Here is an 11,915-nt window from a genome sequence, read left to right as displayed (position 1 = left end):
CGTTATCGCCACTGCCGTATTTTTTCCACAGGGCGCTCACGGATGAGTTTCTCAATGCGGTAAAGACCCGCGATTTTTCTCAGCTCCACGCCTGCACGGGGCTCCCTGCTGGCCTTATACAGATTTGCGAAGCCGCGCCCTGCGTGACTCCAGCAACAGGCTGATGTGATGCCGGGGTGATTATCCGCCAGAGATTTGTACACGCTGTATCCGTCACTCACCAGCGTACTGCCACACCAGCACTGCAGCCAGGTCTCAGGGTATCTGAGGGCCCGTCCGGTCTGCGAGTCAAAACAGACGACCGGCGGACCGCTTCTTTCACCGCTGACGTAAGCACACAGCCAGCCGGAGCAGGATTTACCGCCTTTCCGGGTATCAAGGAGCCTCAGGGACGTTTCATCTGCATGAATAACATCCCGTGTCAGAAGCTCATGGCGTAGCAGTTTCGCCAGCGGGGCCAGTGCAGCTCCGGCAACACCGACCATATCCGCCATTGTACTGACGGGGAGCTCCACACCCATTCGGGAGAAAATGTGCTGCTGGCGATACAGGGGCAGGGTAATGCTGCCAACTTACTGATTTAGTGTATGATGGTGATTTTAAGGTGCTTGCGTGGCTTCCATTTCCATCAGATGTCCTTCCTGCTCCGCTACTGAAGGCGTGGTGCGTAACGGCAAAAGCACTGCCGGACATCAGCGCTATCTCTGCTCTCATTGCCGTAAAACATGGCAACTACAGTTCACTTACACCGCCTCTCAGCCCGATACGCACCAGAAAATCATTGATATGGCCATGAATGGCGTCGGATGTCGCGCCAGCGCACGCATTATGGGCGTTGGCCTCAACACGGTTTTACGTCACTTAAAAAACTCAGGCCGCAGTCGGTAACCTCGCGCATACAACCGGGCAGTGATGTGATTGTCTGCGCTGAAATGGACGAACATTGGGGCTACGTCGGTGCTAAATCACGTCAGCGCTGGCTGTTTTACGCGTATGACAGGATACGGAGGACGGTTGTGGCGCACGTCTTCGGTGAACGCACTCTGGCCACACTGGAGCGTCTTCTGAGCCTGCTGTCGGCCTTTGAGGTCGTGGTATGGATGACGGATGGCTGGCCGCTGTATGAATCACGCCTGAAGGGAAAGCTGCACGTTATCAGCAAGCGTTACACTCAGCGCATTGAGCGACATAATCTGAATCTGAGACAACATCTGGCAAGGCTGGTACGGAAGTCACTGTCGTTCTCAAAATCGGTGGAGCTGCATGACAAGGTCATCGGGCATTATCTGAACATAAAACACTATCAGTAAGTTGGAGTCATTACCCGCAATGTCTGGCAATAACGTTTCTGATGGGTTATTTGCCAGCCCGGAGCGCGATATTGCCGCCAGTCACGAGCGGTAATTTTCGTTATTTCATCGTAATTTATTTTATCTCCTACAAGATTATTTAATGGAATGCAAAATATCTGGCCTGATAACAATGCTCCAGAATTAATACCTGCAGGCTATGTTAAAGTTGCCTCCACACCCAATCTACCTGTTCTCTCGTGTGTGCCACAGGCGCAATACATAAATAGTCTGGCCAGTAAGTTCGTAACGGATTTCGTACTCGCCAGTAAAAATCCGTCTGACCTCCCTGGGTTCAAACTGAAACAACTGTTCTCCCATACGTGGATGAGTTAACAGAATGACCGGCGCCTGTGTCAGGGACTGCACCGTTCTGGCGGCAGCAGGTTTACTGGCCAGCACCAGAAAATCATATAACCGCGCCAAATCAGAAAGTGCCTTACTGGTCCACTTCAGTTCCATCAGCGTGGCACCGGTAACAGATGGTCAGTACTGAGGCTGTCCGCCCAGGACTGTACAGCCTGATGGTCGATAACCTGTCCGGATGTCACATCGTCCAGGGCTTCCAGCGTCAGGCGATTACGCTCCTCCTCTTGGGCAAGCCATGCAGAAAGCGCCTGTTTGATAACCCAGCCCCGGGAGCGTTCCAGTCTGGCGGCCATCTGGTCGACTTTATCAGCCATAGGTAATGGCACATGCGCGGTAATTACTTTTGTTGCTTGTGCGGTATTGTTTTTCATTTGCATACCCGATTAGTTGTTAATCATATTTAATCATAGTGATTACTTTCAGACGGAACAAGGCAAATAATGCGAGTCAGCGCATATAAGGCGGCATACGGTGGTTACATGTAGCACAGGTGTAAAACCGCCGAAGCCCGGCGCAAGCCGGTACGGTCGTCCGAATATCACCAGTCCCCCTCCGGCTCTGCGAGGCCATGCGGCCTGTCAGCGATGAAAATGCCTCTGTGCGCGGTCGGAGTGGTCCCGACAAGGGTTTACCCGCAGTCGGGGCGTATCTCCGCGTTAGCGGGCCGTGAGGGCCGCTTACGAGCGTGTATGAGAGACGTACAGTAGTTTTGTCCGCTCACACCAGTACAAACCAGTCGAAATACCGGTAACGACGATTACTCTTGTCTCTGATGCCGGTGGACTACGAGATTTTATTTACTGGCGTCCTGATGCGGTCAGGACTGGTATGGAACCTGTTTATGTGATACTTAATGCTCTTCTGGATTCCGGGCGATTTACGCGTAAACTTATTCTGTTAGGGCTGTCAGGCACATTTTCCTATATCTTCGGCTCAATTGTTGCGACACTGGGAATGGGACTTGTTGTCGATTATCTGGGATGGGGGGCCACATTTATCGTACTGATACTGTCTGCTGTTTTTGCCATCATTTTCACACTGATGAGTCGTGAACGCTCACTGGAGTTCGAAAAAGAGTAATTTTTTCAGGAAAAACATAAAATTACTGACTAAATATTTATTTTTTGAATCGCAGGGCATTCCGGATAAGGTTGATATCGTGTCACGGCTGAAGACCTATGGATACAGTATTTCTGGTGTGGAGACGGATGACGGATATAAGGCGCTTGTCCGCGCTTTTCAGCTTCATTTCCGGCAGAAAAATTATGACGGCATAATGGATGCTGAAACCGCTGCCATCCTGTATGCATTGCTGGAGAAGTATTTCCCGGGTAAATAAGGAGTGAGTCGTCAGAGCTGCGATATATCCCCTTCCTCCATGGGCTGTCTCTTATACACAAATCCCCACCCGGGGATTTGTGATGTCAGATGTCCCCTGTAAAACTATGTTTTCATTGCGCTCTATGAAGCTGAGTGAGCGTAACGACTGGAGCTGCTTCTGCGGTGCTCCGGTGGCGAACGTGAAGTCATACTCTTCGAACGTTTTCACCGCCGGGAAGGCTGCCATTCGGGTATACATCGCCTGTTTACGTTGATGACGTGCCAGTTTTTCTTCATGAAGCATGATGCTTCAAGAAGGGCACTGTTGCAAAGTTATCGATGAGGTAGCTGACCATCACTGCTGTCGGAATCGATCTTGCCCTTCTGTTTCCAGTCGCCTCAGCAAACTATTTTTCAGTTACCACCTGTCCTGCGGTAAGCGTAAACCGACCACCGTATGGTAAGCGCCCCGAGAAGTACGTAGCGTAAGGATTATTTTACAGACGAGAAGTTCCAGGGCAGCAGTTCATGCACTTGGTTCGACGGCCAGTCATTGAGCTTCTCGATCACTTCGCGCAACCAGTCCTCCGGCTCCACTTCGTTCTGTTTGCAGGTGACCAGCAGACTGTAGATGATCGCCGCACTTTCTCCTCCCTTGTCTGAGCCGAAAAAGAGATAATTTTTTCTTCCAACCGCCACCGATCGTAACGCGTTTTCACCGATGTTGTTGTCTATTTCCACCCAGCCGTCACGACAGAACTCGTTCAGCGCATTCCAGTGATTCAGGATATAGTCGAACGCCTTCGCCATCTCCGCATGTTTCGACAGCGTTTTCCTCTGCAACTGTATCCAGTCGTACAACGACTGCATCAACTGGACGCTTCTGGCTTTTCTGACTGCAAGCCGTTCCTCTGCCGGACTGCCACGTATCTCCGCTTCTATGTCGTATAACTCTGCTATCCGTCTGAGCGCTTCCTGAGTCATTTCTGTCGGACGGCGCACATCCTCGTCATGGATTTTTCGGCGGGCGTGGGCCAGGCACCCGGCTTCCTTCACCCGGCCCGTTTCGTACAGTACGTTATAACCTGCATAGGCATCAGCCTGCAGTACGCCCTGATACTTTGCCAGGTGGAGCTGCGGATGTTCTCCTTTGCGATCTGCCGAATACGCGAACCAGACGGCTGCCGGCAGGGATGAACCCGCATTACGATCATCCCTGACGTATACCCACAGACGACCCGTTTTCGTCTTTCCGTTCCCCGGGGCCAGTACTTTCACCGGAGTGTCATCTGCGTGCACCTTTCCTGCCTCCAGAACATAGTCATTCAGCGCTATATACAGAGGACGGAGTTTGTCTGCCATTTCTGATACCCAGCGCACCATGGTATTACGGCTCAGCTCCACGCCCTGTCGCGCGTATATTTCTGACTGGCGATATAAAGGGATATGTTCCATATATTTGCTGACCAGGATCCGTGCAAGTAACCCTGCACTGGCATAACCGCGTTCGATCGGTTTAGGGGGAAGTGGTGCCTGAACGATGACATCACACCGGCTACAGGCCAGTTTGGGACGTATGGTTTCGATAACTTTAAAGGCGGTATTAATGATATCCAGTTGCTCTGAGATTGTTTCCCCCATTTCTTTCAGAACACCTCCACAGGCCGGGCAACTGGTTTCAGCAGGCAGAAGGCGATGTGTCTCCCGGGGAAGTTCTGCCGGCAGCGGTTTTCGTGAAGATTTTCGTCCCGGGAATTCAGGCTTACTGGCGATCGGGTTTTCTGACGGGGGACTGGTGTCAGGTGAATCTGTGACTGACGATGCATCTTCCAGAAGATTTCTGGCTGTGTTCAGCCGGTTTTCCAGTTCCGACAGTCGTTTTTCTGCCTGTCGGATCTGATTTTCAAGCTTATGACGCTTTTTCTCTGAACTCTGGCCGAACAACATACGACGCAACCTGTCGAGTTGCGCTTTCAGCCGTTCAATTTCCTGCTCATAGCCCGCGACCTGACAGGCATACTGTCGAAGCCGACTCTGTTGCTTACGCAACATGGCTTTAAGCAGCTCAATATCATCGGGGAGTTCATTGTTCATTCCCTTGTTTTATCACGGGTTATATCCGGATACCAGGCCGTTCTGTCCGTTTGGGATGTGGCCACGCGATCCCCTCCAGTAGCATGGATAACTGAGCCGGCGTCAGGTGCACTTTCCCTTCCCGGGTCACCGGCCAGACGAAGCGGCCCCGTTCCAGGCGTTTGGCGAACAGGCATAACCCGTCACGATCGGCCCACAGTATTTTCACCATTTTGCCACTGCGGCCCCGGAAGACGAAGATATGCCCGGAGAACGGGTCATCTTTCAGCGTGTTCTGCACCTTCGAAGCCAGGCCATTGAAGCCACAACGCATATCTGTGATGCCAGCGATGATCCAGATTTTGGTACCGGTCGGCAGCGTTATCATCGGATACCCCCTTTCATTTCGCGGATTAGCGCCCGTAACAGTTCCGGAGTGAGAGGGTCAAACAGTTTTACCACACCTGATTTAAGATGCAGCTCGCACCGTGGGACGTTTCCGGGAGCCCCCTCAGGGCGCTCATCATGCTTGTTACGCCAGAAGGGATTTGTAACTGGTCTGGTCGGCTCCGGCGTATCAGTCAGTGCCACCGGGACAGGCATGCATTCCTGTATGTCATCATCGCTCAGTAAGCCGTCCTCGTACTGGCTTTTCCATTTAAACAGCAGGTTATCATTGATATCGTGTTCTCTGGCGATCCGGGCAACAACAGCCCCAGGCTGTAACGCCTGCTTAGCCAGACGGACCTTAAATTCACGGCTATAGCTGGTTCGCCGTTCTTTTCGCCATGAGCCTTCTCTGATTTGAGGCTCTGTTAATTCCTTCTTTCTGTTGGCATAAAGGATGGCGTCAAGTTGAGCGAATGAAACTGAATCGGGCAATGGCCATGCGATACCGGATGCAAGAAATCGCTGAAAAAGCGTATGTATTGTGGAATGACTGAGACCCAGACGCTGAGCGATGGCCCGGATGGTCAGTTTATCTTCAAATCTTAAACGCAGGGCATCAGGCAAATAAGAACGGAAGCAGGGAATATCTTTTGTTGTCTGGGAATTCATCGTTCGTGTCCATCAATATAGATGGGCGCGATTGTTGCCAGACAGGACAATTTTCACAAGACGTCGCTGATGGGGCGCTTACGAATTACAGGACTGGCGAAAAGAACCTCGTAAAAAGTATTCGAATGAATTCAAACTTCGGGTGATGTCTTCAATCGACAGAAGTTTCTGGTAATCTACTGGTATTTAAGGTTTTCCATGGCTACCGTTACTGTTCATTGTCCGCGCTGTCATTCCGATGAAGTTTATCGACATGGCCGTAGTTGTTCCCGGCATGAGCGTTTCCGTTGTCGCTCATGTAAACGTGTTTTCCAGCTCACTTACTCTTATGAAGCCAGAAAACCCGGCGTTAAGGAGCAGATCGTTGAAATGGCACATAACGGCGCAGGGGGCCGTGATACCGCCAGGACACTGAAAATCGGCATCAATACCGTCATACGGACATTAAAAAGCTCCCGCCCCGGCGGATAACATCTGCGCCAGTCGCTCACGCTGATGTTGCCCTTATCTGTGAACTTGATGAGCAGTGGCGCTTCGTTGGCAGCAAGGCTGCAACAACACTGGCTCTGGTATTCGTACAACACTAAAACTGGCGGTGTGTTGGCTTACACTTTCGGGCCACGGAATGATGAGACCTGTCGGGAACTGTTAGTCCTGTTTACTCCGTTCTGTATATATTAGGCCGTTGGTGGTAAGTGGATCACTTTTTAGACACGAATAGCTGCAGTTCACAAAAACAGGAATCCGGCTCCGTTTTTTGTTGTCATATCAGAGGGATATTTGTTATGAAGAAAATATAGTGAGTATATATACTGTCAGGATACAATATGATTAATGGGGTGTCGTTACAGGGAACTGCTGGATATGAGGCACATACAGAGGAGGGAAATGTAAATGTTAAAAAATTGCTGGAATCTTTAAACTCTAAAAGTCTTGGTGATATGGATAAAGATTCTGAATTGGCAGCGACTTTACAGAAAATGATAAATCCGTCTGGTGGGGATGGTAACTGTTCAGGGTGTGCGCTTCATGCTTGTATGGCTATGTTAGGGTATGGAGTAAGAGAGGCTCCCGTACCTAATGAAATATCAGAGTATATGACCGGATTTTTTCATAGGCATTTAGAGCAAATTGATAGTGAAGGCATAGTGTCACATCCTAATGAAACTTATAGTAAATTTCGTGAGCGTATTGCAGAAAATATTTTACAAAATACTTCAAAAGGAAGTGTAGTAATGATTTCTATTGAACAGGCCACTCATTGGATAGCTGGATTTAACGATGGTGAAAAAATTATGTTTTTGGATGTTCAAACAGGAAAGGGATTTAATCTTTATGATCCTGTAGAAAAATCGCCAGATGCATTTGTAGATGAAAATAGTTCGGTTCAGGTAATTCATGTATCTGATCAGGAATTTGATCACTATGCTAACAGTAGTAGTTGGAAAAGTAAGAGGCTTTGCTGATGCTGAGAGCCTGTACATAGATTTGAGCCGGCCCCTTGAAACGCCAGACAGTGGATGTATCTTAAAATAAGAGATAGGCTTGGATATATGTCTAACACTAGTTCTAATTTTGAGATGACTGGAACTTTGCTGGGGCTGGAGCTTCGTAAACGTAAAACTCCTCAGGAAAAAATTGCCATTATTCAGCAGACAATGGAGCCTGGCATGACGGTGTCCCATGTGGCGCGTTTGCATGGTATTCAGCCCAGCCTGTTGCTTAAGTGGAAAAAATAATATCTGGAAGGAAGTCTCACTGCTGTTGCTGCCGGAGAGGATGTCGTTCCTGCCTCAGAACTGGCTGCCGCTATAAAACAAATAAAAGAGTTACAGCGCTTGCTGGGTAGACTGGCCCCCTGAATCTCCAGACAACCAGTATCACTTATTTAAGTGATAGTCTTAATACTAGTTTTTAGACTAGTCATTGGAGAACAGATGATTGATGTCTTAGGGCCGGAGAAACGCAGACGGCGTACCACACAGGAAAAGATCGCAATTGTTCAGCAGAGCTTTGAACCGGGGATGACGGTCTCCCTCGTTGCCCGGCAACATGGTGTAGCAGCCAGCCAGCTATTTCTCTGGCGTAAGCAATACCAGGAAGGAAGTCTTACTGCTGTGGCCGCCGGAGAACAGGTTGTTCCTGCCTCTGAACTTGCTGCCGCCATGAAGCAGATTAAAGAACTCCAGCGCCTGCTCGGCAAGAAAACGATGGAAAATGAACTCCTCAAAGAAGCCGTTGAATATGGACGGGCAAAAAAGTGGATAGCGCACGCGCCCTTATTGCCCGGGGATGGGGAGTAAGCTTAGTCAGCCGTTGCTCCGGGTGTCGCGTGCGCAGTTGCACGTCATTCTCAGACGAACCGATGACTGGATGGATGGCCCCCGCAGTAGTCACACTGATGATACGGATGTGCTTCTCGGTATACACCATGTTATCGGAGAGCTGCCCACGTATGGTTATCGTCGGGTATGGGCGCTGCTTCGCAGACAGGCAGAACTTGATGGTATGCCTGCGATCAATGCCAAACGTGTTTACCGGCTCATGCGCCAGAACGCGCTGTTGCTTGAGCGAAAACCTGCTGTACCGCCATCGAAACGGGCACATACAGGCAGAGTGGCCGTGAAAGAAAGCAATCAGCGATGGTGCTCTGACGGGTTCGAGTTCTGCTGTGATAACGGAGAGAGACTGCGTGTCACGTTCGCGCTGGACTGCTGTGATCGTGAGGCACTGCACTGGGCGGTGACTACCGGCGGCTTCAACAGTGAAACAGTACAGGACGTCATGCTGGGAGCGGTGGAACGCCGCTTCGGCAACGATCTTCCGTCGTCTCCAGTGGAGTGGCTGACGGATAATGGTTCATGCTACCGGGCTAATGAAACACGCCAGTTCGCCCGGATGTTGGGACTTGAACCGAAGAACACGGCGGTGCGGAGTCCGGAGAGTAACGGAATAGCAGAGAGCTTCGTGAAAACGGTAAGCGCCCCATCAGCGACGTCTTGTGAAAATTGTCCTGTCTGGCAACAATCGCGCCCATCTATATTGATGGACACGAACGATGAATTCCCAGACAACAAAAGATATTCCCTGCTTCCGTTCTTATTTGCCTGATGCCCTGCGTTTAAGATTTGAAGATAAACTGACCATCCGGGCCATCGCTCAGCGTCTGGGTCTCAGTCATTCCACAATACATACGCTTTTTCAGCGATTTCTTGCATCCGGTATCGCATGGCCATTGCCCGATTCAGTTTCATTCGCTCAACTTGACGCCATCCTTTATGCCAACAGAAAGAAGGAATTAACAGAGCCTCAAATCAGAGAAGGCTCATGGCGAAAAGAACGGCGAACCAGCTATAGCCGTGAATTTAAGGTCCGTCTGGCTAAGCAGGCATTACAGCCTGGGGCTGTTGTTGCCCGGATCGCCAGAGAACACGATATCAATAATAACCTGCTGGTTAAATGGAAAAGCCAGTACGAGGACGGCTTACTGAGCGATGATGACATACAGGAATGCATGCCTGTCCCGGTGGCACTGACTGATACGCCGGAGCCGACCAGACCAGTTACAAATCCCTTCTGGCGTAACAAGCATGATGAGCGCCCTGAGGGGGCTCCCGGAAACGTCCCACGGTGCGAGCTGCATCTTAAATCAGGTGTGGTAAAACTGTTTGACCCTCTCACTCCGGAACTGTTACGGGCGCTAATCCGCGAAATGAAAGGGGGTATCCGATGATAACGCTGCCGACCGGTACCAAAATCTGGATCATCGCTGGCATCACAGATATGCGTTGTGGCTTCAATGGCCTGGCTTCGAAGGTGCAGAACACGCTGAAAGATGACCCGTTCTCCGGGCATATCTTCGTCTTCCGGGGCCGCAGTGGCAAAATGGTGAAAATACTGTGGGCCGATCGTGACGGGTTATGCCTGTTCGCCAAACGTCTGGCCGGTGACCCGGGAAGGGAAAGTGCACCTGACGCCAGCTCAGTTATCCATGCTACTGGAGGGGATCGCGTGGCAACATCCCAAACGGACAGAACGGCCTGGCATCCGGATATAACCCGTGATAAAACAAGGGAATGAACAATGAACTCCCCGATGATATTGAGCTGCTTAAAGCCATGTTGCGTAAGCAACAGAGTCGGCTTCGACAGTATGCCTGTCAGGTCGCGGGCTATGAGCAGGAAATTGAACGGCTGAAAGCGCAACTCGACAGGTTGCGTCGTATGTTGTTCGGCCAGAGTTCAGAGAAAAAGCGTCATAAGCTTGAAAATCAGATCCGACAGGCAGAAAAACGACTGTCGGAACTGGAAAACCGGCTGAACACAGCCAGAAATCTTCTGGAAGATGCATCGTCAGTCACAGATTCACCTGACACCAGTCCCCCGTCAGAAAACCCGATCGCCAGTAAGCCTGAATCCCCGGGACGAGAATCTTCACGAAAACCGCTGCCGGCAGAACTTCCCCGGGAGACACATCGCCTTCTGCCTGCTGAAACCAGTTGCCCGGCCTGTGGAGGTGTTCTGAAAGAAATGGGGGAAACAATCTCAGAGCAACTGGATATCATTAATACCGCCTTTAAAGTTATCGAAACCATACGTCCCAAACTGGCCTGTAGCCGGTGTGATGTCATCGTTCAGGCACCACTTCCTCCTAAACCGATCGAACGCGGTTATGCCAGTGCAGGGTTACTTGCACGGATCCTGGTCAGCAAATATATGGAACATATCCCTTTATATCGCCAGTCAGAAATATACGCGCGACAGGGCGTGGAGCTGAGCCGTAATACCATGGTGCGCTGGGTATCAGAAATGGCAGACAAACTCCGTCCTCTGTATATAGCGCTGAATGACTATGTTCTGGAGGCAGGAAAGGTGCACGCAGATGACACTCCGGTGAAAGTACTGGCCCCGGGGAACGGAAAGACGAAAACGGGTCGTCTGTGGGTATACGTCAGGGATGATCGTAATGCGGGTTCATCCCTGCCGGCAGCCGTCTGGTTCGCGTATTCGGCAGATCGCAAAGGAGAACATCCGCAGCTCCACCTGGCAAAGTATCAGGGCGTACTGCAGGCTGATGCCTATGCAGGTTATAACGTACTGTACGAAACGGGCCGGGTGAAGGAAGCCGGGTGCCTGGCCCACGCCCGCCGAAAAACCCATGACGAGGATGTGCGCCGTCCGACAGAAATGACTCAGGAAGCGCTCAGACGGATAGCAGAGTTATACGACATAGAAGCGGAGATACGTGGCAGTCCGGCAGAGGAACGGCTTGCAGTCAGAAAAGCCAGAAGCGTCCAGTTGATGCAGTCGTTGTACGACTGGATACAGTTGCAGAGGAAAACGCTGTCGAAACATGCGGAGATGGCGAAGGCGTTCGACTATATCCTGAATCACTGGAATGCGCTGAACGAGTTCTGTCGTGACGGCTGGGTGGAAATAGACAACAACATCGGTGAAAACGCGTTACGATCGGTGGCGGTTGGAAGAAAAAATTATCTCTTTTTCGGCTCAGACAAGGGAGGAGAAAGTGCGGCGATCATCTACAGTCTGCTGGTCACCTGCAAACAGAACGAAGTGGAGCCGGAGGACTGGTTGCGCGAAGTGATCGAGAAGCTCAATGACTGGCCGTCGAACCAAGTGCATGAACTGCTGCCCTGGAACTTCTCGTCTGTAAAATAATCCTTACGCTACGTACTTCTCGGGGCGCTTACGTTGATGCAGAAGCCATATGTGAAGCGGCTTCACG

At 50.8% G+C, this 11,915-nt stretch carries 19 protein-coding genes and 7 other annotated features; of the genes, 10 read left to right on the top strand and 9 right to left on the bottom strand.

From position 1 onward, the window contains the following. Positions 1 to 2: 2 nt before the first annotated feature. Together CP0222 and CP0221 are read right to left on the bottom strand one after the other, a co-directional pair. Positions 3 to 221 carry a hypothetical protein gene (locus CP0222; RefSeq protein ID NP_858355.1) on the bottom strand — a complete coding sequence of 73 codons (219 nt, stop codon included), beginning with the start codon at positions 219 to 221 and terminating at the stop codon, positions 3 to 5. Positions 222 to 429: 208 nt separating this feature from the next. Then, on the bottom strand, positions 430 to 732 hold the full coding sequence (locus tag CP0221) for an IS1 encoded protein (protein NP_858354.1): 303 nt from the start codon (positions 730 to 732) through the stop codon (positions 430 to 432). Further along, positions 558 to 1,325, top strand: a mobile genetic element. (Overlaps the previous gene by 175 nt.) Between CP0221 and insB the strand changes: the two genes are divergently transcribed. Next, the gene (gene insB, locus CP0220) at positions 807 to 1,310 is read left to right on the top strand and encodes an IS1 ORF2 (protein ID NP_858353.1); all 504 of its coding nucleotides are present in this window, start codon (positions 807 to 809) and stop codon (positions 1,308 to 1,310) included. Its footprint overlaps the feature before it by 504 nt. Here the strand turns inward: insB and CP0219 are convergent. The 3 genes from CP0219 to CP0217 form a co-directional block, all read right to left on the bottom strand. Continuing rightward, positions 1,304 to 1,483 carry a hypothetical protein gene (locus CP0219; protein ID NP_858352.1) on the bottom strand — a complete coding sequence of 60 codons (180 nt, stop codon included), beginning with the start codon at positions 1,481 to 1,483 and terminating at the stop codon, positions 1,304 to 1,306. The genes insB and CP0219 overlap by 7 nt on opposite strands. Before the next feature lie 52 nt (positions 1,484 to 1,535). Then, positions 1,536 to 1,811 carry a hypothetical protein gene (locus CP0218; RefSeq protein NP_858351.1) on the bottom strand — a complete coding sequence of 92 codons (276 nt, stop codon included), beginning with the start codon at positions 1,809 to 1,811 and terminating at the stop codon, positions 1,536 to 1,538. Continuing rightward, the gene (locus CP0217) at positions 1,811 to 2,095 is read right to left on the bottom strand and encodes a hypothetical protein (protein ID NP_858350.1); all 285 of its coding nucleotides are present in this window, start codon (positions 2,093 to 2,095) and stop codon (positions 1,811 to 1,813) included. Before CP0217 ends, CP0218 begins: the two co-directional genes overlap by 1 nt. Positions 2,096 to 2,546: 451 nt before the next feature. Here CP0217 and CP0216 point away from each other — a divergent pair, with 451 nt between their 5' ends. Both CP0216 and CP0215 read left to right on the top strand, forming a co-directional pair. Beyond that, entirely contained in the window at positions 2,547 to 2,798 is a 252-nt protein-coding gene (locus CP0216; protein NP_858349.1) for a hypothetical protein, read from the top strand. Then, a complete protein-coding gene (locus tag CP0215; RefSeq protein NP_858348.1) occupies positions 2,767 to 3,057 on the top strand; it encodes a hypothetical protein in 291 nt (96 codons plus the stop codon). Before CP0216 ends, CP0215 begins: the two co-directional genes overlap by 32 nt. A 51-nt stretch (positions 3,058 to 3,108) precedes the next feature. On the opposite strand, the gene CP0214 is transcribed toward CP0215, so the two are convergent. The 4 genes from CP0214 to CP0211 form a co-directional block, all read right to left on the bottom strand. Continuing rightward, positions 3,109 to 3,342 carry an IS100 ORF2 gene (locus CP0214; RefSeq protein NP_858347.1) on the bottom strand — a complete coding sequence of 78 codons (234 nt, stop codon included), beginning with the start codon at positions 3,340 to 3,342 and terminating at the stop codon, positions 3,109 to 3,111. Further along, positions 3,146 to 3,341, bottom strand: a mobile genetic element (partial). Its footprint overlaps the gene before it by 196 nt. 156 nt (positions 3,343 to 3,498) lie before the next feature. Continuing rightward, positions 3,499 to 6,252 (top strand) — a mobile genetic element. Beyond that, on the bottom strand, positions 3,531 to 5,132 hold the full coding sequence (locus tag CP0213; RefSeq protein ID NP_858346.1) for an ISSfl4 ORF3: 1,602 nt from the start codon (positions 5,130 to 5,132) through the stop codon (positions 3,531 to 3,533). It overlaps the preceding feature by 1,602 nt. Next, positions 5,152 to 5,499 carry an ISSfl4 ORF2 gene (locus tag CP0212; RefSeq protein NP_858345.1) on the bottom strand — a complete coding sequence of 116 codons (348 nt, stop codon included), beginning with the start codon at positions 5,497 to 5,499 and terminating at the stop codon, positions 5,152 to 5,154. Further along, entirely contained in the window at positions 5,496 to 6,170 is a 675-nt protein-coding gene (locus CP0211; protein ID NP_858344.1) for an ISSfl4 ORF1, read from the bottom strand. The genes CP0212 and CP0211 overlap by 4 nt, the downstream gene beginning before the upstream one ends. 116 nt (positions 6,253 to 6,368) lie before the next feature. On the opposite strand from CP0211, the gene CP0210 reads away from it, so the two are divergent. From CP0210 to CP0204, 7 genes are all read left to right on the top strand, one after another. Continuing rightward, positions 6,369 to 6,641 (top strand): iso-IS1 ORF1, encoded by a 273-nt coding sequence (locus CP0210; protein ID NP_858343.1) that lies wholly within the window; start codon positions 6,369 to 6,371, stop codon positions 6,639 to 6,641. Continuing rightward, positions 6,477 to 6,817, top strand: a mobile genetic element (partial). (Overlaps the previous gene by 165 nt.) 180 nt (positions 6,818 to 6,997) lie before the next feature. Beyond that, on the top strand, positions 6,998 to 7,636 hold the full coding sequence (locus CP0209; RefSeq protein NP_858342.1) for a hypothetical protein: 639 nt from the start codon (positions 6,998 to 7,000) through the stop codon (positions 7,634 to 7,636). A gap of 380 nt (positions 7,637 to 8,016) precedes the next feature. Then, positions 8,017 to 9,146, bottom strand: a mobile genetic element (partial). Next, a complete protein-coding gene (locus tag CP0208) occupies positions 8,108 to 8,473 on the top strand; it encodes an insertion sequence 2 OrfA protein (RefSeq protein ID NP_858341.2) in 366 nt (121 codons plus the stop codon). Its footprint overlaps the feature before it by 366 nt. Continuing rightward, positions 8,544 to 9,281: an IS2 ORF2 gene (locus CP0207; protein NP_858340.1), complete on the top strand. Its 738-nt coding sequence runs from the start codon at positions 8,544 to 8,546 to the stop codon at positions 9,279 to 9,281. Beyond that, positions 9,147 to 10,112, bottom strand: a mobile genetic element (partial). (Overlaps the previous gene by 135 nt.) Next, positions 9,229 to 9,903 carry an ISSfl4 ORF1 gene (locus CP0206; protein NP_858339.1) on the top strand — a complete coding sequence of 225 codons (675 nt, stop codon included), beginning with the start codon at positions 9,229 to 9,231 and terminating at the stop codon, positions 9,901 to 9,903. Its footprint overlaps the feature before it by 675 nt. Before CP0207 ends, CP0206 begins: the two co-directional genes overlap by 53 nt. After that, positions 9,900 to 10,250 (top strand): ISSfl4 ORF2, encoded by a 351-nt coding sequence (locus CP0205; protein NP_858338.1) that lies wholly within the window; start codon positions 9,900 to 9,902, stop codon positions 10,248 to 10,250. Before CP0206 ends, CP0205 begins: the two co-directional genes overlap by 4 nt. Then, positions 10,107 to 11,880: a mobile genetic element (partial), on the bottom strand. It overlaps the preceding gene by 144 nt. Next, on the top strand, positions 10,247 to 11,848 hold the full coding sequence (locus CP0204) for an ISSfl4 ORF3 (RefSeq protein ID NP_858337.1): 1,602 nt from the start codon (positions 10,247 to 10,249) through the stop codon (positions 11,846 to 11,848). Its footprint overlaps the feature before it by 1,602 nt. The genes CP0205 and CP0204 overlap by 4 nt, the downstream gene beginning before the upstream one ends. Positions 11,881 to 11,915: the final 35 nt, after the last annotated feature.

This window comes from Shigella flexneri 2a str. 301, assembly GCF_000006925.2.
In the GTDB taxonomy this organism is placed as follows: Bacteria; Pseudomonadota; Gammaproteobacteria; order Enterobacterales; family Enterobacteriaceae; genus ECMA0423.
Note: the sequence above shows the minus strand (reverse complement) of the source record. Positions and strands in the feature narration are given on the sequence as shown.

What these genes read in the sequence shown, in the direction of transcription:
- CP0207 (NP_858340.1), top strand. Translation starts at nt 8,544, where the DNA reads ATGGATGGCCCCCGCAGTAGTCACACTGATGATACGGATGTGCTTCTC.
- CP0218 (NP_858351.1), bottom strand. Translation starts at nt 1,811, where the DNA reads ATGGAACTGAAGTGGACCAGTAAGGCACTTTCTGATTTGGCGCGGTTA.
- CP0208 (NP_858341.2), top strand. Translation starts at nt 8,108, where the DNA reads ATGATTGATGTCTTAGGGCCGGAGAAACGCAGACGGCGTACCACACAG.
- CP0212 (NP_858345.1), bottom strand. Translation starts at nt 5,499, where the DNA reads ATGATAACGCTGCCGACCGGTACCAAAATCTGGATCATCGCTGGCATC.
- CP0214 (NP_858347.1), bottom strand. Translation starts at nt 3,342, where the DNA reads ATGCTTCATGAAGAAAAACTGGCACGTCATCAACGTAAACAGGCGATG.
- CP0209 (NP_858342.1), top strand. Translation starts at nt 6,998, where the DNA reads ATGATTAATGGGGTGTCGTTACAGGGAACTGCTGGATATGAGGCACAT.
- CP0217 (NP_858350.1), bottom strand. Translation starts at nt 2,095, where the DNA reads ATGCAAATGAAAAACAATACCGCACAAGCAACAAAAGTAATTACCGCG.
- CP0205 (NP_858338.1), top strand. Translation starts at nt 9,900, where the DNA reads ATGATAACGCTGCCGACCGGTACCAAAATCTGGATCATCGCTGGCATC.
- CP0210 (NP_858343.1), top strand. Translation starts at nt 6,369, where the DNA reads ATGGCTACCGTTACTGTTCATTGTCCGCGCTGTCATTCCGATGAAGTT.
- CP0204 (NP_858337.1), top strand. Translation starts at nt 10,247, where the DNA reads ATGAACAATGAACTCCCCGATGATATTGAGCTGCTTAAAGCCATGTTG.
- CP0216 (NP_858349.1), top strand. Translation starts at nt 2,547, where the DNA reads ATGGAACCTGTTTATGTGATACTTAATGCTCTTCTGGATTCCGGGCGA.
- CP0211 (NP_858344.1), bottom strand. Translation starts at nt 6,170, where the DNA reads ATGAATTCCCAGACAACAAAAGATATTCCCTGCTTCCGTTCTTATTTG.
- CP0213 (NP_858346.1), bottom strand. Translation starts at nt 5,132, where the DNA reads ATGAACAATGAACTCCCCGATGATATTGAGCTGCTTAAAGCCATGTTG.
- insB (NP_858353.1), top strand. Translation starts at nt 807, where the DNA reads ATGTCGCGCCAGCGCACGCATTATGGGCGTTGGCCTCAACACGGTTTT.
- CP0206 (NP_858339.1), top strand. Translation starts at nt 9,229, where the DNA reads ATGAATTCCCAGACAACAAAAGATATTCCCTGCTTCCGTTCTTATTTG.